The sequence below is a fragment of the Glaciimonas sp. GNP009 genome, assembly GCF_054343755.1.
In genome coordinates, this window is record NZ_JBTGUV010000004.1 from 494,842 (window position 1) to 514,469 (window position 19,628).

Consider the following 19,628-nt stretch of genomic DNA (forward strand, 5'->3'; position numbering starts at 1 on the left):
GCCATCGGGACAACTCGTAGTATCGACTTTGCTAATATCACTTCGATATTACGGTTAATAGTTAATGGCTTAAGGCTTAAGGAGTTTTTTTAACATCATTTTCGGCACGCTACGGATAGCTGGACAATTCGGTCTCCGTTACCGCTGCAGGCGGCTTCTTCCGGTCCGGCTCAAAAAAGCACCAGACCACTTGCGGCCAGCGTGACTGGATGTCAGCTTCAATAGCATTGATAGCATCGACCAGCGCGATATCCGATGTCTGCGGCCGCATTTCGGCCTGGACTGCGATCATTATTTGGTGACCCCATTGCATCGATATCAGGTTCATTACATGATCGATTTCCGGATGCGCTGCGATATGCGTTTCAATCGCAGCATGCAGTTCGGGGGCGGCTGACTCTCCGGTCACCATCGCCTTAACTTCCCGCATCACGATGACCGCGACGATCATCAGCAATAATCCGACCGCAATCGAACCGCAGGCATCCCATAATGGATTCCCGGTCAAGACCGTCAGGACCACTGCGACAAATGCTAATGCCAACCCAGCCAGCGCGGCAATGTCTTCACCCGCTACCACCATGAGTTCAGACTGGCGCGTTTCACGGAACCATCTAAAAAAAGACTTCCCGTGTGAAATTTTACGGATTTCAATCATCGCGCCACGCAGGGAAAAAGCTTCCAATACGACCGAAATGCCTAATACCCCTAAAGCAACCCAGGGATTATTAATTGGCTCGGGGCTTCTCAGATGCTTGATTCCCTCCACAACCGAGAACGCGCCACCGACAAAAAACAACAATATCGCCACCATCATCGCCCAGAAATACACCACCCGCGCGTATCCCATCGGGTGAGAGTCATTCGCCGGCTTTTTGGCCTCTTTCAATCCTATCAGGAGAAAAACCTGATTGGTGCAATCAGCGAGCGAATGAATTGCTTCCGCCAGCATCGCTCCGGAGCCAGTCAATATAGCCGCGACAAATTTGGCGAGAGCAATACCGCCATTAGCCCCTAAAGCGTAAAAAATCGCCTTGGTTGAACCTTCGTTATGGGATGCCATATTTTTTTGACGCCATGGGTTAACGGTTAAAGGTGCTGCAAAAGTTGACACACTAGCTAATTTTTTGCCCTCACGCAAACGCGATTGGATTTTATTGTTATGCTCCGTCAAGGCATCGACAGAGAGAAGTTCAACACTTAAAACCCGATAAGTTGCAGCATAACGGCATATCTCGCTATGGAAAAGACCCGCCAACGCCGTCTTAAGCAGAATTGTGAATTTGCTTATATGAATTCTATATAACCGCCGTTTGTAGGAAATACCGAATTACCTTAAAATACAGTGCTTTGCAACTAAGAGCGCGCCAAGATTATGCTCTGGTGGCTAACACCGCCATCTAGCCTGACCTTTGACTCGTTGCCGCTTCAAGTAATACTTACAGATTGGACTGTTGTTATGACCCACGTTGTGACCGAATCTTGCATCAGCTGTCGCTATACCGATTGCGTAGATGTTTGCCCGGTTGATTGCTTCCGCCAAGGCCCGAATTTTTTATCAATCGATCCGGATGAGTGCATTGATTGCGCCGTTTGTGTCGCTGAATGTCCTGTTAATGCGATTTACGCAGAAGAAGACGTTCCCGCTGATCAACAGCAATTCATTAAATTAAATGAAGACCTGTCGCGCTTCTGGCCGTCGATCACCAAGACAATTCCACCGTTGCCCGACGCTGACGACTTTAAAGACGTTACGGAGAAGTTGCATCTTCTTCAGCGTTAAATTTAAATAGCATTAATAGTATTGCGAAGTATTGCAAATGAACGCCCTAAAGTGTTTTCCGCATTTTTCGCCAAATGCGCTCAGGTACGAAGAAAAAGTCCTCGTAGCTGATTGCTAGCCAAAAAAATGTGATCGATATACGTCGCAAGCAACTCAGCGTCGCTTGTGCCGCAAACAGGTCAATGCCATTCGTTATTGCTCGCAGTAACGATTGGGGGACCCAAACCAAACAGGAATCAGATAGTCGTATGGAAACCAGCGCCAAGATTGATGCATCTACTCTCCCCGTTATCAACAATAGCAACAACGCACCGATAGAAGCGGACGCCGTCATTATCGGCGCTGGTCCAGTCGGTCTGTTCCAGGTATTCGAACTGGGTCTGCTTGAGATTAAAGCTCACGTGATCGACTCACTGCCAGTTGTTGGCGGCCAATGCGTCGAACTCTATCCCGACAAGCCGATTTACGACATCCCGGCTGTGCCTGTCTGTACCGGACAAGAGCTAACCGACAACCTGTTAAAGCAAATTGCTCCTTTCGATCCGACCTTCCATCTTAGCCAGGAAGTCACTGTGGTCGAGCGTCGTGAAGACAATCGCTTTAATGTCGAAACATCGGTCGGCACCCGCTTCATCACCAAAACCATCTTTATTGCGGCCGGTGTCGGGTCATTCCAACCAAGGACGATCAAAAGCGAAGGTATTGACCAGTTCAACAATTCTCAATTGTTTTATCGGGTCAAAGATCCACTCCAGTTTCACGGCAAAAATTTAGTCATTTGCGGCGGCGGTGACTCCGCACTGGATTGGGCCTTAAATCTGGTCGGCAAAGCAGAATCAGTCGTGCTGTTGCATCGCCGTGAAGACTTCCGCGCTGCGCCTGCCTCGGTTGCTAAAATGAAGCAGTTGTGTGAAGAATTTGAAATGCAATTTCTGGTCGGTCAGGTCACTGGGCACGAAGTTAAAGACGGCAAGCTATCAGAGATCAAGGTAACCGGTCCTGATGGCGTAACCCGTCGTCTGCCATTGGATACGTTATTGGTTTTCTTTGGCCTGTCGCCAAAACTTGGCCCTATCGCCGAGTGGAGCCTGGATATCGAACGCAAACAATTAAAGGTCGTCGATACTGAGAAGTTCGAAACCAATATCCCTGGGATTTTTGCGGTCGGAGATATCAACACTTATCCGGGCAAGAAAAAGCTTATTTTGTCTGGTTTCCATGAAGCCGCGTTAGCTGCGTTTGGTGCTGCACCGTACATTTTCCCTGACAAGAAGATTCACATGCAATACACCACTACTTCGCCTAAATTGCACAAAATTCTGGGTGTTGAGTCACCAGTCTTTGATTGATTATTAGTTGATTACTCGTTGATATAGCGCAATAACTGGGGTGAATTCTGGCTTTATAGCCCTTCTCTTCGAGATATAAAAAAACCGTCAAGGTAGTTTACCTTGACGGTTTTTTATTTTTTATTTTTTATTTTTTATTTTTTATTTTTTATTTTTTATTTTTTATTTTTAACTCTTACTACTTTGACTGGGCTTGTGTCACTTTAGCTGATTCACAGGCATCGCCGAAAGTTAACGGTTGAAAATCGAGAGGGCTAAAACAGCCTTCATTCCGCACCATTGATCATTGATGGAGATCAGCAGGTGACAGTGCGCGAGGATCGTCAATGATTGAAACGAGAAAATCGCGCCATTATTCTCTCACCAGACAATAAAAAAACCGTCCGACATGCAATCAGCATCTCGGACGGTTTGTTCAAAGCTAAATTAAATCAGCTTATTGTGCGGCAGGCGCAGCTGGAGTCGATGCAGCAACATGCGCAACCGGAGCAACATCACCGGCTTCTTGTGCAGCTTTCATTGACAGTTTCAAGCGACCACGGTCATCGGTTTCCAACACTTTGACTTTGACTTGCTGGCCTTCTTTCAGATAGTCGGCGACCGCATTGACGCGCTCGTTGGCAATCTGGCTGATGTGCAACAAACCGTCTTTGCCTGGCAACACTTGCACAATCGCGCCGAAGTCCAGCAACTTCAATACTGTACCTTCGTAGATCTTGCCCACTTCAACGGAAGCTGTCAGTTCTTCGATACGACGCTTCGCTTCTTGACCGGCAGCTGCGTCGACAGAAGCGATGGTGACAACACCTTCATCGCTGATATCGATCTGTGTGCCTGTCTCTTCAGTCAGCGCACGAATCACAGCGCCGCCTTTACCGATCACGTCACGGATTTTTTCCGGATTGATCTTAACGGTGATCAGACGTGGAGCGAAGTCAGACAATTCCGATTGAGTGCCGCTCGGAACAGCTTTTTCCATCTCGCCCAAAATGTGGATACGGCCGACTTTAGCCTGCGCCAAAGCGACTTGCATGATTTCCTTGGTGATACCCTGGATTTTGATATCCATTTGCAACGCAGTGATGCCGTTTGCAGTACCAGCGACTTTAAAGTCCATGTCGCCAAGGTGATCTTCATCACCCAAAATGTCTGTCAACACCGCAAACTTACCGCCGTCTTTGATCAAACCCATAGCGATACCAGCAACGTGTCCTTGCATCGGCACGCCAGCGTCCATCAATGCCAGGCAACCGCCACAGACCGAAGCCATTGACGATGAACCGTTAGATTCGGTGATTTCCGATACCAAACGGACGGAGTAGCTGAAATCTTCCGGTGCTGGCAATGCTGCCAACAGCGCACGCTTAGCCAGACGACCATGGCCGATTTCGCGACGCTTTGGTGTACCGACACGACCTGTTTCGCCAGTAGCGAACGGAGGCATGTTGTAATGCAGCATGAAGCGATCCGAGTACTCCCCCATCAATGCATCAATTTTTTGCTCGTCGCGGGCAGTACCCAAGGTAGCAATCACCAATGCCTGTGTCTCGCCGCGTGTGAACAAGGCTGAACCGTGCGTACGTGGTAAAACACCAGTACGGATGCTGATTGGACGCACAGTGCGTGTATCGCGCCCGTCAATACGTGGCTCGCCATCCAGAATTTGCGAACGAACGATCTTGGCTTCCAGATCAAACAAGATATTGCCGACTTCGGAGCTATCCGGTGCCGCAGCGTTCATCGACAATGCTTCAGCAGCCAACGCAGCGATGACTTCGCTAGTCGCATCTTTTAGCTTGGCGGTACGCGCTTGCTTGTCTTTAGTTTGATATGCTTCACGCAATTTAGCTTCTGCAAAATGCGCAACGCGAGCGATCAGCGCATCGTTCTTTGGCGCTGGGCTCCATTGGATTTCTGGTTTGCCACCGTCACGTACCAGATCATGAATCGCGTTGATAACCGCTTTCATTTGATCGTGACCGTAGACAACTGCACCCAACATGACTTCTTCAGACAATTGCTTGGCTTCGGACTCAACCATTAACACTGCTGCTTCAGTACCGGCAACAACCAGATCCAGCAACGATGTTTTCAATTGTGTCGTGGTCGGGTTCAGGACGTATTGACCGTCGATGTAACCAACACGGGCAGCGCCGACCGGACCAGAAAATGGCACGCCAGAGACTGACAATGCAGCAGATGCACCGATCATCGCAGCGATATCTGGATCGATTTCAGGATTGACCGACAGCACGTGAATGATCACTTGCACTTCGTTCATGTAACCCTCTGGGAACAACGGACGGATCGGACGATCGATCAGACGCGATGTCAGTGTTTCTTTTTCCGAAGGACGACCTTCGCGCTTGAAGAAACCGCCTGGTATACGACCAGCAGCGTAAGTTTTTTCAACATAATCTACAGTCAATGGGAAAAAATCTTGACCTGGTTTAGCATCTTTACGTGCAACCACGGTAGCCAGAACAACGGTATCTTCAATCGATACCAATACTGCGCCAGAAGCTTGACGAGCGATTTCGCCTGTTTCCAACGTGACTTGATGCTGGCCGTACTGGAAAGTCTTAGTAACTTTATTAAACACGATATTTCCTCTCTAATTTTACCGACAGATTTTCAGGGGCTGTCGTTCACCTCACCACAGACGGTTTGATCACTTCATATTGAAGTAAAAAAATCGTCTCCTTACGAAATACTTCCGGATAAGACACGTCAGTCAACCAATGCGTTGCACTAATTTAGGCGCTAAATCCGGTTTCTTACAATTGCACTTATGAACAAATACGCTTCGCAAAAAGCAAAAATGCCTGCATCAGAGACTGACGCAGGCATTTTACCTATCGATTAAGCAACAATACAGTCACGAAATATCGAGACAAAGTATTGGAGATCAATGACAAGCCTATCAACAAGCCTATTACTTACGCAAACCGAGTTTTTCGATCAGCGAACGATAACGGCCAAGATCTTTACTTTTCAGGTATGACAACAGGCTCTTACGACGGTTAACCATCATAATCAGACCGCGACGTGAATGGTGATCTTTAGCGTGTGCTTTAAAGTGACCATTAAGGTCGTTGATACGTGCTGTCAACAAAGCGACTTGCACTTCTGGCGAACCAGTATCATTTTGCGCGCGTGCATTGTCAGCGACAATAGCGGCTTTAGCTGTTTTTTCGATAGTCATACTTACCTTTCACAAGCGGTACACAGAGTGGAAACCCCATATACCGTGATTACATAATTAAAAATGGCCCACATAGACCAAAGGCGCAGTATATAGCAAAACTTCTACGGATTCAATCACTTGACGCCGTTATCACGTCTGCCTATATATTATAAGACCGGTATTATCATATGGTTATTGCCAAACTACTTTAACCGGATCCAAATGATTGCATCGCGTACGGAATTAAGCCTCCTAAATGCAGTCCTAGCAAGGTAGTCCTTGCTCGCTCCTTTAGAGGTCATTCCGTACTTTTATCAATAAGGAATCATTATGAAAAACCTCGCAAGCGCCCTTATTATCAGCCTGGCAGTCATTCTGGCAGGCTGCGCTGTTCCAGTAAATCCGGGCGACCCTGAAACCCAAGTCATCAGTCGCCTCGGCAAGCCCACTGCTACATATCAAGACGGCAATGAACGCCTGCTTGAATACGATCAGGGTGCGTTCGGGCAGGAAACCCATATGGCGCGGATTAGCCCGGATGGACGCCTGATTTCCTATACGCAAGTCTTAACCCTGGAGCAATTCGCCAAAATCAAGGTCGGTCAATCAAAGAACGACGTCCTGCGCCTCGTCGGACATCCGCTTGATACCATCTTTTATAGCCGTGTCAAACTGGAAGGCTGGAACTACGGCTTTAAAGAAAGCGGTGTTTGGAACTCCTTGATGACGGTGTACTTTGATGAGGCTGGTATCGTCAAAAAGCTTGAAAATGGGCCAGATCCACGCTTTGAACACTCACGTTTTGGGCTATAACTGTCAACTTTAAGTAGGGTGAAAGCACTCGGTAAGCCAAATTGTAGAATTTGATAGGCTCTTTTCGTGAGGACTTGACTCTGGTAATAAATAAACACACCCAATGGAAGGCATTCCCTTAGGCAAAAAACCATGAAAATGAATCCAAAATTTCTGATTCCGCCTCGCATTCGCGCCATGCTTATCAGCACGGTTCAAGAATGGCTAAATCAACGGTCGGGCAGCAAAGGTGCCGCATTAGCCTTTTACACACTATTTTCCATGGCACCGGTCCTGGTTTTGGTAATAGCCATCGCTGGTGCCGTATTTGGACAACAAGCGGCGCAAGGAGAGATTGTCGGTCAACTATCCGGCTTGATCGGCCCCACTGGCGCAAGCGCGATTCAACTGTTACTAGCCGCCGTGCATAGCAGTCAGTCAGGTGTGATTGCGACCACTATTGCGTCCCTTGCTTTAATCGTCGGCGCAACCACCGTATTTTCTGAACTCAAGGATAGTCTGGATGAAATATGGTACGTGAAACGCAATCAGTCATCGGGACTCATGACGCTGATACAAACCCGCTTACTTTCATTCGGGCTAGTACTGGTCCTGGCGTTTTTGTTGCTGGTCTCTTTGGTAATTAGCGCGGCGCTGGCGGTCTTGCAAAAATATTGGAGTGGTTTTTTTGGCGATATCCCTATCGTCCTGCCGTTCATATCCTCGCTATTTTCGTTTGCCGTCATTGCGGCGCTGTTCGCGTCTATTTATCGGCTGTTGCCACAAACCAAGTTACCTTGGCGCGATGTCTGCATTGGCGCAATTGGCACTGCCGCACTGTTTATCGTAGGAAAGATGTTGATCGGAATTTATCTGGGTAACAGTGGCACGGCGTCGAGCTATGGCGCAGCCGGATCGGTGATGGCGTTACTTCTGTGGATTTACTATTCAGCGCAGATTTTCTTTTTTGGGGCGCAGTTCACACGCCAATATGCGCTGTATTTCGGCAGCCTTCGTGATCAGCAAGTCCCCAGCCCCGATCAAGCTAATGGTGCCGGGCGCGCTGATCATTTAGTCGTAGATCCAGACCGTTAAGCCCAGACCACTGATAAGACCTTAGTCGACGTAAGGCTCCAGGCCATTGTCGGACAAACGCAAAATACGACCGCAACGTCGCGCCAGTTCGATATCGTGGGTGACGATCACAAATGCGGTCCCCATTGTTTGCGACAATTCCAGCATCAGATCGAATGTCATCTGTGCCGTGGCCCGATCAAGGTTCCCCGTCGGCTCATCTGCAAGCACACATGCCGGTTGCGTGACCAAAGCCCGCGCTAACGCCACGCGCTGGCGTTCACCACCGGACAACTCACCCGGAACATGGATCACACGATTTGCCAAACCCACACGTGACAACACTGCATGCGCTTGCTCTTGGGCGTCCTTGCGACTCAGGCGTCGAATCATCAATGGCATGGCTACGTTGTCTAATGCCGAAAACTCCGGCAACAAATGATGAAACTGATAAACAAAGCCAAGCGCAGTATTGCGCAAATCGCCCCGCGCTTTTTCACCCAAATTACTCAAATCTTTACCTAGCAACGTGACGCCACCGGTCGTCGGTGTATCAAGACCGCCTAAAAGGTGTAGCAAAGTTGACTTACCCGAGCCAGACGCACCGACGATCGCGACTTGCTCACCCTTAACGACGTCGATATCGATACCATTTAGCACCTTGACGGAGTAGCTGCCTTGGGTAAAGGTTTTTCCCAAGCCGCGGCTCGACAAGATAATTTCGTTCATGCTGTTACCGTCATTGTTGGATTTCAGTGAGTTATTCATAGCGCAGCGCCTCCGCTGGTTTCACCCGTGCGGCCCACCAACTTGGATATAAGGTGGCAACAAACGCCAATATTACCGCAACACCGCCAATGGTATAGACGTCAGGCCAGCGCAAATCAGATGGCAACTCGCTGATCACATAAATACTTTTCGGTAAAAACTGGACATGCAGCGCGTGTTCTATCGCCGGGACGATGACATCGATATTCAACGCAATCAACACCCCAAACCCCACCCCGAGCGCGGTGCCGATCAATCCCACCAACGCGCCTTGAATCATGAAAATTTTCATAATCGAACCCGGTGAAGCACCCAGCGTGCGCAAAATAGCAATATCCGCCTGCTTCTCGGTAACTGTCATTACCAGCGTCGAAACCAGGTTAAAGGCCGCGACCGCAATAATCAGCGTGAGTATAATAAACATCATGCGCTTCTCGGTTTTAACCGCGGCGAACCAGTTACTGTTTTGCTGCGACCAGTCACGTAAATACAAATTAGCTGGCATTGTCTTCGCCAACTGCTGCGCGACTTCTGGCGCCCGCAACATATCTGTAATCTTGAGACGCAAACCGGACGGTGCAGTCAGACGAAACATTTTTTCTGCATCTTCCATCTGGATAAAAGCCAGCGACGAGTCAAACTCATAATGACCGGCTTCAAATATCCCGACGACATTGAATTGCTTCAGACGCGGCACTACGCCAGCGGGCGTCACCTGCCCTTGCGGAGCCAGCATAGTAACTTTGTCACCGATACCTGCGTGCAACCCACGCGCCAATTCACTACCGAGCACGATATTAAACTCACCCGGCTTCAATGCATTGAAATCGCCCTGTTTGATTTGCTTGGTGACATCCGAGACTTTTGGCTCTTCTGAAGGCATCACACCACGGATGCCAACCCCGCGCACTTCACCATCACGCGTTAACATGGCTTGCGCCTCGACGTATGGCGCAGCGCCAATGACCTCTTTGTTATTGAAAGCCTGCCTGGCGACCTCTTCCCAATTTGGCATTTCACCGGAGCCATCGAATACTTCGATGTGCGCCAAAACCGACAGCATGCGGTCCCGCACCTCTTTTTGAAAACCATTCATCACCGACAACACCACGATCAGCGCCGCCACACCAAGCGCGATCCCAGCCATCGATATTAACGATATGAAGGAAATAAAACTATTACGGCCACTCCGCTTGCCAGCGCGGGTGTAGCGTATGCCGACCAACCACTCAAACGGTATATTTTTAAAAATGCTCAATGCAAGGCTCCTGAAATCAGCAAGCAGTTTGCCATAATTCAGAAGTCTTATAACGTTTTGTAACGAATTCAAACACTTAAAGGCGTTTGCCAAAGTATTTGGTGCAAATTTAATAAGTCAATTGAATCAACCAGCGATAAATAATGAAAGATGAATTATTAAATGCCGAGTTAGCGATATCTGACACATGCACCTAAATGCGGCGTCCCTAGACCAGAACCCAGTTCGATAGCGCAGTCATGCTCTGCCACCTTCATATAACGTCTTAATGAGCAAATCTTCGGTACTGAATCCGCCCGTTTCCTTAAAACCGCGCTGGTAAAAAAGCGCGCCAATGGCGATGATGCGATAAAGTTCATCTTCTGATAACTTATCGGAAATTTTAGCAATTTCTGTCGCTAACATTTCCACTAAGTCTTCAAAAGTAGGACGCGGTATTTGCCGACTGGTATTGCCCCACATATCCATTATCAGCTCTGGCCCCATGGTTTTCTCCTTGAAAATAAACAGTATAGGAAACTTCACAGAATTCGCCAGTGATGTTAACGGGCAGATAAACCCATAAAAACAACCGGCACTATCGATTAAAAATACCATTTACATCTCGAGATGTTGGGAGATGGATCTAAGCTCTTTTGTCAAAGAACTGCGGAGATGCACTTACCTTAAAAAGGTAAAGCAATCTAAAGATAACGGTTTTTCCACTTCCGCTACAGAGATGCCATACAATTCGGGCATGAAACATCTCGACATTCTTCTACCATTCAGCCTACCGCCCGCTGAACTGACACGCGACATATTGCGTGAAATAAAACTGCCTGCGCTGAGCACGCTTGTTGCTCGCGCCAAAGGCGGCAGTAAACAACAACAGATTCTAGATGAATTTGCCAGGGCGCTGCCGCATGAAGGGTGGTTATCGCAACACTTCGGTTTAAGCACCAACCAAAACATTCAGCCGCATAATTCGAACAACGCACCGACAAGCCCTCCAGTCGCAGTCGCTGCCATGCGCGCATGTGGTCTGACCGTAGACGACGGTTACTGGTTCATGCTTCACCCGGCCCACATTCACATTGCGCGCGACCATCTGGTATTGACCGATATTCGACAGGTAAGCCTGTCCGAAAAGGATTCTCGCGCATTATTTGAAGAGGCTAAATCCCTTTTCGATGGCGAGAACCGCATCTTGCTGTATGGCGATGCCAATACATGGTTTATGCGCGCCGATGACTGGCAGCAATTAAATACCTCAACACCGGATGCGGCATGCGGCCATAACGTCGATATCTGGATGCCGCACGGAGAAGGTGCACGCCCGTGGCGCAAATTGCAAAATGAAGTACAAATGCAATGGTTTGAAAACAGCGTCAACGAACAACGCGCTGCAACGCGTCAGCAAGCTGTGAATGCCTTATGGATGTGGGGCGGCGCCAGCGCACAGCCCGTTGATGGGTCAAGCGCCTTACCTTTTTATAGCCACACCTTTAATTTGCACGGTTGGTCGCGCGCTTTTGGGCAAGATAGCCAGCCTAACGCCAACGTGATGGGCGATGCGGAAAAGCTTATCGCCACTAGCGGCGAGCGTGGCTTGCTGTTACTGGATGATTTAATCGCTCCTGCGCTGACCGGCGAATGGTCAGAATGGATACAGGCATTTCAAGCGATGGAACGTGACTGGTTTGCCCCGCTCTTAAACGCCGTGCAACAAGGCAAACTGAAACAATTGACACTCACATTTACCGACAATACCCGGATCACCGAATTGACCACCACGCCTCTCTCCCTTAAAAAATTCTGGATAAAGCCTTCGTTGAACGAGGCCTTCACCACGACTGCGGAAGAGCCAGTGCAATGACGCGCATCACTACTCGGCCCTATCCATTTCGCGACTCCGAGCGCTTACGTCAAAGTGGCGTTCATCCAGTCCTGGCCCGCGTCTATGCGGCACGCGGTCTGCTCGACGTAAAAGAACTTGAAAGCGAATTAAGCTCTTTGATTGCACCGAGCGGGTTGTTGCATATTGGTGACGCCGCCATCTTTTTAGCTGATTCCATTGCAGCGAAAAAGAAAATGGTCATCGTTGCCGACTACGACTGCGATGGCGCGACCGCCTGTGCGGTCGGTCTGCGCGGATTGCGGTTGCTGGGTGCCAACGTCGACTTCATCGTGCCGAATCGTTTTGAATACGGCTACGGCCTGACGCCGGAAATCGTTGAACTGACTGCACGAGAAAAGTCGCCTGACATTATCGTCACCGTCGACAACGGTATCGCCAGCATTGATGGCGTGGCCGAAGCCAATCGGCGTGGCATCGAAGTTGTCGTCACCGATCATCACTTGCCTGCCGATACATTACCCGCAGCACGCGTGATCGTGAATCCAAATCAGTCCGAATGTGGTTTCCCCAGCAAAAATCTGGCAGGCGTCGGCGTGATGTTTTATGTGTTGCTGGCGTTGCGCGCAGAGATGCGCAAGCGTGGCATATTCGATGCACAAACCCAGCCTAAACTAGATGTGTTGCTCGATCTGGTTGCACTTGGTACCGTTGCCGACGTCGTTAAACTGGATGCAAATAATCGGATTCTGGTCGCCCAAGGTTTAAAACGGATGCGTGCAGGCAGAATGCACCCCGGGATTGCCGCCCTATTTCGGGCCGCAGGACGTGAGGCGCGCCGCGCCACGCCGTTCGATCTCGGATTTGCCGTGGGTCCACGCCTGAACGCTGCAGGACGATTGGCCGATATGGCGCTAGGCATCGAATGCCTGACCACCGACGATGAAGGCCGCGCCTGGGTCATTGCCCAACAACTCGATACCATCAATAAAGAACGTCGAGAAATCGAAGCTGGAATGCAAGACACCGCACTCGCATTACTCGATAATTTCAGTCCGGCTGACAGTAATACGATCAGTGTATTTGATGCTTCGTGGCATCAAGGTGTCATCGGGATTGTTGCCTCGCGACTAAAAGATAAATTTTTTCGACCAACTATCACCTTTGCCCCTGGCAGCGATGGCATGATCAAAGGCTCAGGCAGATCGATCCCCGGTTTCCATTTGCGCGACGCGCTGGATCTGGTATCTAAGCATGCCCCAAGTCTGATTGAAAAATTCGGTGGTCACGCCATGGCTGCCGGATTAACAATACGTGCGGATGCATTCGAGACCTTCTCAGCAGCGTTCGAAAAAGTCGGCAGCGCTTGGCTCGGCAAACATCAACTTGAACGAATCATCGAAACCGATGGCCCTTTAGAAGACGCCTATTACACCACGCAATTCATCGAGCAGATGGAAGGCCAGGTGTGGGGCCAAGGCTTTGCACCACCGGTATTCTGCGACGAATTCAAGGTCATCAGCCAGCGTATTCTCAAAGAGAAACATTTAAAACTCTTGTTAGAAAGAAATGGCACACGATACGATGCAATCTGGTTTGGGCACACCGACGCACTCGGTGGCAAAGCCAAGGTAGCCTTCCGTCTTGATGCCAATGAATACAACGGCGTTACCAAAGTACAATTAATGGTGGAGCATGCGGAGGCGCTTACTTAATAGCTTACTTAGTAGATAGTCGATCTGTCGACATTTAGCCGGTTCGAATTTTGGATAAAAACCTCTGTTAATATCATGGCAATTCTGGGGATTACCGCTGCGCTTCTATCACACAGTTAGCTGCGGTGATTTTTCGTTAGCTGGTAAGGCTAGTCAGGCCAGCGACAGTGTTTTGATACTAACGGACCAAATCACATCCTATGTCCCGTACACGCCCGCCACTCCACCGCATTCAAAAACCGTTGATGACGAGTAGCCGGTTGCGGTTCATTATCATCGGCAGTGTCGTGTTACTGGCTGGCTTAGTCTGGCTTGCAATTACCATTGTGCAGCCAGCGGTTCAACGCACCATCGTGATCACCACCGGTGCAGATGGCGGCATTTATCGTGGTTTTGCCGAGCGCTATGCCAAAATTTTAAAACGTGAAGGAATTACGCTTGATATACGCAGTTCATCCGGAGCTGTAGAAAATTTTGATCGGTTGAAGAACCCCGATAGCGCATATGAAGTAGGCTTGATTCAGTCTGGTATTGGTGACGCTAACCGCGCGCCAAATCTACAAACGATTGCCGCCGTATCCTACGAGCCGATCTGGGTCTTTTACCAGGCATCCACCACCATTGAGCGTTTATCCCAACTGCAGGGGAAGCGGGTCTCCATCGGCGTTCCCGGCAGCGGGTTACGTATCGTGGCGGCTGATCTGCTAAAGCAAAATGGGCTTAACAAACAAAACACCAAGCTACAAGAACTGGGTTCGGCTAAAGCGTATGAGGCATTAAAAAACGGTACACTCGATGCCGCTTTCTTCATAGGACGACCAGATTCCGAAATGATGCAGAGGTTGCTCAAAAGCGATCTTAAGCTGATGAATTTTGTTCAAGCCGATGCATTGGTACGTCAATTTCCATCGCTATCCAAAGTCACCTTTCCACGTGCTTCAACCAGTCTTGCCGACGATCTGCCACACACCGACGTGACCTTATTGGCGGCCACGGCGTTACTCGTATCGAAAGACACATTGCATCCGGCATTGGCTTATTTGTTACTGGACGGTGCCAATGAAATTCACGGCGCGCAAGATTACTTCACACCACGCGGATATTTCCCCAATCAAAACGCCGAAGATTTTCCTATTTCTGACGAAACCAAACGTTATTTCAAATCTGGCCGTCCTTTCTTGCAGCGCTACTTACCGTTTTGGTTAGCTAACTTCATAGAGCGCCGATTTATTATTTTGCTGCCTTTTATGGCGCTGCTATTTGGCTTGCTACAAGTGATACCAAGAATCTATGCGGCCACGATGAGAAAGCGGTTGGTGGTGTGGTACCGAGAAATAAAATCGCTTGAAGATGAAATATGGGCGACCAAAAATCCGACTGTTGAAAGTGTCAATCAATGGCGCGATGAGATCGAAGAAATTGACGCCAATGCCAATCAAATCAGTATTCCACAACAATACTTTGGCGACGTTTACGCCCTGAAACAAGCCATCAGCGTGGTCCGCGCCCGTATCATGAGCGTGGCAACAACCGTTCGCCGCGATCCGCCAAACCCAGCTGATGCGGTCGCTACCGATCAAATCTAATGCGTGTACAAGTGCATGGTTTGTTGCCAGCTTCCAAGAAAGTAATCGTGACAAGCAAGCCGGAAGCGAAGTACTCAAATGAAGACGGAAAAAAATATTTTATCGCACAGGTAAAAATTGCAGGAATGTCCCGCCGAGCAAATTCTGTACATAGCTGATTCCGGCACGCCGGTATTTTTCGGCGATCACCACCGCCAACAAATCAATACGACCAATGATCTTGCCGAACTCCCGTTCAAAGCTTAGATTGTGCTCACCTTCAGATATATCGTTAGACAGTAGCAATAGCTGGCCAGCAGGATTTCGTCGCGTGCCAAGTATCCATGAAGCAACTTCGAGGTTGCGGGCCGCGTTGTATAAAAACTGGGCGTTAAGGCCATCAATAAGATAAAAAGTGGTTTTACCACCATGCGCGGTAATGATCATGTCGGCCGTGGCATAAATAAACGCCGCTGCGCGATCGCCCTGAAAGCTTGGATCAAGGGCCAACGACAATGCCGCAATATCATGCTTCCCCTGCAACTCTGCCCAAGGCTGGCGCGCCTCTATCGCAACCCGTACACGTTTGATTGCATCGTCCCGACTAGTTGCCGTCTTTTTCCACTCGGCTGGGTTGCGTCGATACAACTTATCCAATAAGCGATATAAGCTGTCAAGATTGTCGCGCATCGCCAATGTTGCCACGCGGTTAACGTCCGACTGTGCTAACTCGCCCGCGCTGACCGATGCGCCTTGCACCTCTCCGCGCGGCGCGGGGATCGGCGCAAAAAGTCCGCATCCGCTCAGTGATATGGCTAGTCCAACGCTGAGCGCCACACTACGGGCAGCCAGTTTTGATGATTGTTTTGACATGATTCTATTCAACTTAAATAACAGTAAAGATGCGGAGAAAGCATTCAGGAGCCGTTCTGATTGTAATTTGCTGATGCTCAGAGACTGGCGATTTAACAAAAGTTCACCTTGACCCAACGAATCGGGATGAAATCGCGCCTACAAATCGACTCCCCTTCATCGTTTTGCATTCGATAACCAATGGCTCGCGTATAATTTAGGGTTTATTGCAAGAGACATCATCATGGAAGCCGAACGCTTAAATTCCCTGCAAGCCCTCCTCTCAGACCTCACGTCACGTGAGATTGAATTACGGAGGTATCTTTGACTTCGATACCAAGGTAGAGAAACTCGATCAAGTCAATGGCGAACTCGAAGACCCGGACGTCTGGAGTGACCAGAAACGCGCCCAGGAACTCGGGAAAGAAAAGAAATCATTAGAATCAATCGTCGTCACCTTGACCAAGATTGAAGCCGACCTGCGCGATACCAGCGATCTGTTCCAGATGGCGCGCGACGAGCAGGACGAAGAAACGGTAGAAGCCGTGGAAGCCGATACCGAAGAGCTCAAAAAGCTGGTCGAAGGTATGGAATTCCGCCGTATGTTCAACAATCCGATGGACCCGAATAACTGCTTCATTGATATCCAGGCCGGCGCTGGTGGAACTGAAGCACAGGATTGGGCATCGATGTTGTTGCGTCAGTATTTGCGCTATTGCGAACGTAAAGGCTTCAAAGTTGAGATCATGGAGCAGTCTGACGGCGAGGTTGCCGGGATTAAAACTGCAACCTTGAAAGTAGAAGGCGACTATGCCTATGGCTTTTTGCGTACAGAAACTGGCGTCCATCGCCTGGTGCGAAAATCGCCGTTTGACTCAGCCAATGGCCGTCACACGTCCTTCTCAAGCCTGTTCGTTTACCCAGAAGTAGACGACTCTATTGATATTGACGTCAATCCGGCAGATGTGCGCGTCGATACTTATCGCGCCTCCGGTGCCGGTGGTCAGCATATTAACAAGACCGACTCAGCGGTGCGTTTGACGCATGGCCCGTCCGGTATCGTTGTTCAATGTCAAAACGACCGCAGCCAACACCGTAACCGCGCCGAAGCGTGGGACATGCTGAAAGCCAAGTTGTATGAGCTGGAGTTGCGCAATCGTATGACCGAGCAGCAAAAACTGGAAGATTCCAAAACCGACGTTGGTTGGGGTCACCAGATTCGCTCGTACGTACTGGACCAATCCCGTATCAAGGATCTGCGCACCAACTTCGAGAGCGGCAATACCAAGGCGATTCTCGACGGCGATCTGGATGACTTCATTGCGGCATCGCTGAAACAAGGCGTTTAACATGTTCAATGCGCTAATTATGCTGAGATGCTGAGATTGCGAACAGAGCAATTAAAGACTTAACAGCAACATGATAAGCGCCGACGTTGCGCCAGAAGCCAGTAACTATTTGGCGCAACGTGCTTATTGTGCGCAATGTCCACGTTCTCACGAGCGCATTCAACACCAACAATCAGTACCCGTTATTTCATCGTATTTATCAAAAAGAGCCTGACATGACGACAGATAATCAGCAGCAACCTGTCCCACAAGACGAAAACAAAATCATCGCCGAACGCCGCGCCAAATTAACTGCCCTACGCGCACAAGGCGTCGCATTTCCAAACGATTTCCGCCCCATCCATAAAGCCGCCGATCTGCACGCGCAATACGCCGAACTCGATAAAGAAGCGCTGGACGCCGCCGAGGTCAAGGTTGTCGTCGCCGGACGCATGATGCTGAAACGTGTCATGGGCAAAGCCTCCTTCGCGACCTTGCAAGATGCATCAGGTCCAAAAGCCGATGGCCGTATCCAATTATTCATCACCAAAGAGCTCGCTGGTGAAGCGGAATATGAAGCTTTTAAGCATTACGATCTGGGCGACATTCTTGGTGCAGAAGGCACATTGTTCAAGACCAAAACCGGTGAGTTATCGATCAAGATTAGCGTCCTGCGTTTGTTGACCAAATCCTTGCGCCCTTTGCCAGACAAGTTTCACGGACTGTCCAATCAGGAAACCAAGTATCGCCAGCGTTACGTTGACCTGATCATGAGCGAAGAAACCCGTCGCACATTCAAGGCACGCACTGCCACGATGTCATCGATCCGTCGCTTCATGGAAAAAAATGACTTCATGGAAGTCGAAACACCGATGTTGCACACGATTCCCGGCGGTGCTGCCGCGAAGCCGTTTATTACCCATCACAACGCGCTCGACATGCAAATGTTTCTGCGTATCGCACCAGAACTATATCTGAAGCGTTTGGTAGTCGGCGGTTTTGAACGCGTGTTCGAAGTCAATCGTAACTTCCGTAACGAAGGCGTGTCGCCGCGCCACAATCCGGAATTCACGATGATGGAATTCTATGCCGCATATGTCGACTACCAATGGTTGATGACCTTCACCGAACAAGTCATCCGACAAGCTGCAATCGATGCCCACGGTACCGCAACCCTGACCTATCAAGGCCGCGAACTGGATTTGAGCAAGCCGTTTGAACGGCTGACAATTGTTGGTGCGATCAACAAATATGCCCCACATTACGAAGATGCACAGCTGCACGATGCTGACTTCATCAAAACTGAATTGGCAAAATTCGGCGTCAAGCCATTCGCCACCGCCGGACTCGGTGCGTTGCAGCTGGCGCTATTCGAAGAAACCGCAGAAGCCCAATTGTGGGACCCAACTTACATTATCGACTATCCGGTCGAAGTGTCACCGTTGGCCCGCGCATCGGACACTGTACCGGGTATCACCGAGCGTTTCGAACTATTCATGACAGGCCGCGAAATCGCCAATGGCTTCTCGGAGTTGAACGACTCCGAAGATCAGGCAGCGCGTTTCCAGGCGCAAGTTGCCGCCAAAGATGCGGGCGATGAAGAAGCCATGTATTACGACGCCGACTATATTCGTGCGCTGGAATACGGCTTGCCACCGACTGGCGGTTGCGGAATTGGCATCGATCGCCTGATGATGCTCATCACCGATTCGCCGAACATTCGTGATGTTATTTTGTTCCCACATCTGCGTCGGGAAGATTAGTCCTTAGTAATAAGCAGACCGATTAAACCGGCGTATCAACCAATTGCCGCCAGCTTCACGCTGGTGGCAATTTGCGTTTACATCTGCACTGACGACACCTGTATTTTACTATTTAGCAAAGCACCTGCTGGGCTCAGGCTTGGAGTCGGTCATCAACTGTGCGCCTCACGCCATGGTGATTCGTTATTTTTCTGTTCGAAACCACATCGATCGTGAATTGGCGTCAGATAGCGCCATAAATATCTAAAATATTGCCCTACATAACTATAAAAATCACTTTTTGGTCAAAATCCAACATATTTGTACAATGTGTTACAAGCAATTACATCTGAAACATTCTGCTGCTAAAATTGCATGAAA

Annotated in this window: 16 protein-coding genes; 9 read left to right on the top strand and 7 right to left on the bottom strand. The window is 49.4% G+C overall.

The features are described from left to right. Window positions 1–109: 109 nt before the first annotated feature. Window positions 110–1,063, bottom strand: a complete 954-nt coding sequence (locus ACXX82_RS03280) for a cation diffusion facilitator family transporter (RefSeq protein WP_323506435.1) — start codon at window positions 1,061–1,063, stop codon at window positions 110–112. A gap of 396 nt (window positions 1,064–1,459) precedes the next feature. On the opposite strand from ACXX82_RS03280, the gene fdxA reads away from it, so the two are divergent. Together fdxA and ACXX82_RS03290 are read left to right on the top strand one after the other, a co-directional pair. Next, window positions 1,460–1,783, top strand: coding sequence for a ferredoxin FdxA (gene fdxA / locus ACXX82_RS03285; RefSeq protein WP_322239998.1), 324 nt, complete (start codon window positions 1,460–1,462; stop codon window positions 1,781–1,783). Between the two features lie 248 nt (window positions 1,784–2,031). Continuing rightward, window positions 2,032–3,132, top strand: a complete 1,101-nt coding sequence (locus tag ACXX82_RS03290; RefSeq protein ID WP_416186894.1) for an NAD(P)/FAD-dependent oxidoreductase — start codon at window positions 2,032–2,034, stop codon at window positions 3,130–3,132. A gap of 436 nt (window positions 3,133–3,568) precedes the next feature. On the opposite strand, the gene pnp is transcribed toward ACXX82_RS03290, so the two are convergent. Then, a complete protein-coding gene (gene pnp, locus ACXX82_RS03295; protein WP_322240002.1) occupies window positions 3,569–5,734 on the bottom strand; it encodes a polyribonucleotide nucleotidyltransferase in 2,166 nt (721 codons plus the stop codon). 333 nt (window positions 5,735–6,067) lie between these two features. Beyond that, a complete protein-coding gene (gene rpsO / locus ACXX82_RS03300) occupies window positions 6,068–6,337 on the bottom strand; it encodes a 30S ribosomal protein S15 (protein ID WP_205320164.1) in 270 nt (89 codons plus the stop codon). A 312-nt stretch (window positions 6,338–6,649) separates the two neighbouring features. Between rpsO and bamE the strand changes: the two genes are divergently transcribed. Then, window positions 6,650–7,132: an outer membrane protein assembly factor BamE domain-containing protein gene (gene bamE, locus ACXX82_RS03305; RefSeq protein WP_323506437.1), complete on the top strand. Its 483-nt coding sequence runs from the start codon at window positions 6,650–6,652 to the stop codon at window positions 7,130–7,132. A 132-nt stretch (window positions 7,133–7,264) separates the two neighbouring features. Next, a complete protein-coding gene (locus tag ACXX82_RS03310) occupies window positions 7,265–8,206 on the top strand; it encodes a YihY/virulence factor BrkB family protein (RefSeq protein ID WP_323506438.1) in 942 nt (313 codons plus the stop codon). Window positions 8,207–8,227: 21 nt separating this feature from the next. On the opposite strand, the gene lolD is transcribed toward ACXX82_RS03310, so the two are convergent. The 3 genes from lolD to ACXX82_RS03325 form a co-directional block, all read right to left on the bottom strand. Then, window positions 8,228–8,953, bottom strand: coding sequence for a lipoprotein-releasing ABC transporter ATP-binding protein LolD (lolD, locus tag ACXX82_RS03315; protein WP_322240008.1), 726 nt, complete (start codon window positions 8,951–8,953; stop codon window positions 8,228–8,230). Beyond that, the gene (locus ACXX82_RS03320) at window positions 8,946–10,211 is read right to left on the bottom strand and encodes a lipoprotein-releasing ABC transporter permease subunit (protein WP_322240010.1); all 1,266 of its coding nucleotides are present in this window, start codon (window positions 10,209–10,211) and stop codon (window positions 8,946–8,948) included. Before ACXX82_RS03320 ends, lolD begins: the two co-directional genes overlap by 8 nt. A 237-nt stretch (window positions 10,212–10,448) precedes the next feature. Next, entirely contained in the window at window positions 10,449–10,808 is a 360-nt protein-coding gene (locus ACXX82_RS03325; protein ID WP_458562413.1) for a hypothetical protein, read from the bottom strand. A gap of 139 nt (window positions 10,809–10,947) precedes the next feature. Here ACXX82_RS03325 and ACXX82_RS03330 point away from each other — a divergent pair, with 139 nt between their 5' ends. From ACXX82_RS03330 to ACXX82_RS03340, 3 genes are all read left to right on the top strand, one after another. Beyond that, entirely contained in the window at window positions 10,948–12,066 is a 1,119-nt protein-coding gene (locus ACXX82_RS03330) for a hypothetical protein (RefSeq protein WP_322240013.1), read from the top strand. Further along, on the top strand, window positions 12,063–13,760 hold the full coding sequence (recJ, locus tag ACXX82_RS03335) for a single-stranded-DNA-specific exonuclease RecJ (protein WP_458562414.1): 1,698 nt from the start codon (window positions 12,063–12,065) through the stop codon (window positions 13,758–13,760). Before ACXX82_RS03330 ends, recJ begins: the two co-directional genes overlap by 4 nt. A gap of 200 nt (window positions 13,761–13,960) precedes the next feature. Continuing rightward, window positions 13,961–15,346: a TAXI family TRAP transporter solute-binding subunit gene (locus ACXX82_RS03340; protein WP_458562415.1), complete on the top strand. Its 1,386-nt coding sequence runs from the start codon at window positions 13,961–13,963 to the stop codon at window positions 15,344–15,346. A gap of 99 nt (window positions 15,347–15,445) precedes the next feature. On the opposite strand, the gene ACXX82_RS03345 is transcribed toward ACXX82_RS03340, so the two are convergent. Continuing rightward, a complete protein-coding gene (locus ACXX82_RS03345) occupies window positions 15,446–16,198 on the bottom strand; it encodes a hypothetical protein (RefSeq protein ID WP_458562416.1) in 753 nt (250 codons plus the stop codon). A gap of 223 nt (window positions 16,199–16,421) precedes the next feature. Between ACXX82_RS03345 and prfB the strand changes: the two genes are divergently transcribed. Both prfB and lysS read left to right on the top strand, forming a co-directional pair. Further along, window positions 16,422–17,526 (top strand): peptide chain release factor 2 gene (gene prfB / locus ACXX82_RS03350; RefSeq protein ID WP_322240020.1). Its coding sequence is split into 2 segments (ribosomal slippage): window positions 16,422–16,502 and window positions 16,504–17,526, totalling 1,104 coding nucleotides; the frame shifts between segments, so codons are not numbered across the junction. Between the two features lie 215 nt (window positions 17,527–17,741). Continuing rightward, window positions 17,742–19,268: a lysine--tRNA ligase gene (lysS, locus tag ACXX82_RS03355; protein ID WP_322240022.1), complete on the top strand. Its 1,527-nt coding sequence runs from the start codon at window positions 17,742–17,744 to the stop codon at window positions 19,266–19,268. Window positions 19,269–19,628: the final 360 nt, after the last annotated feature.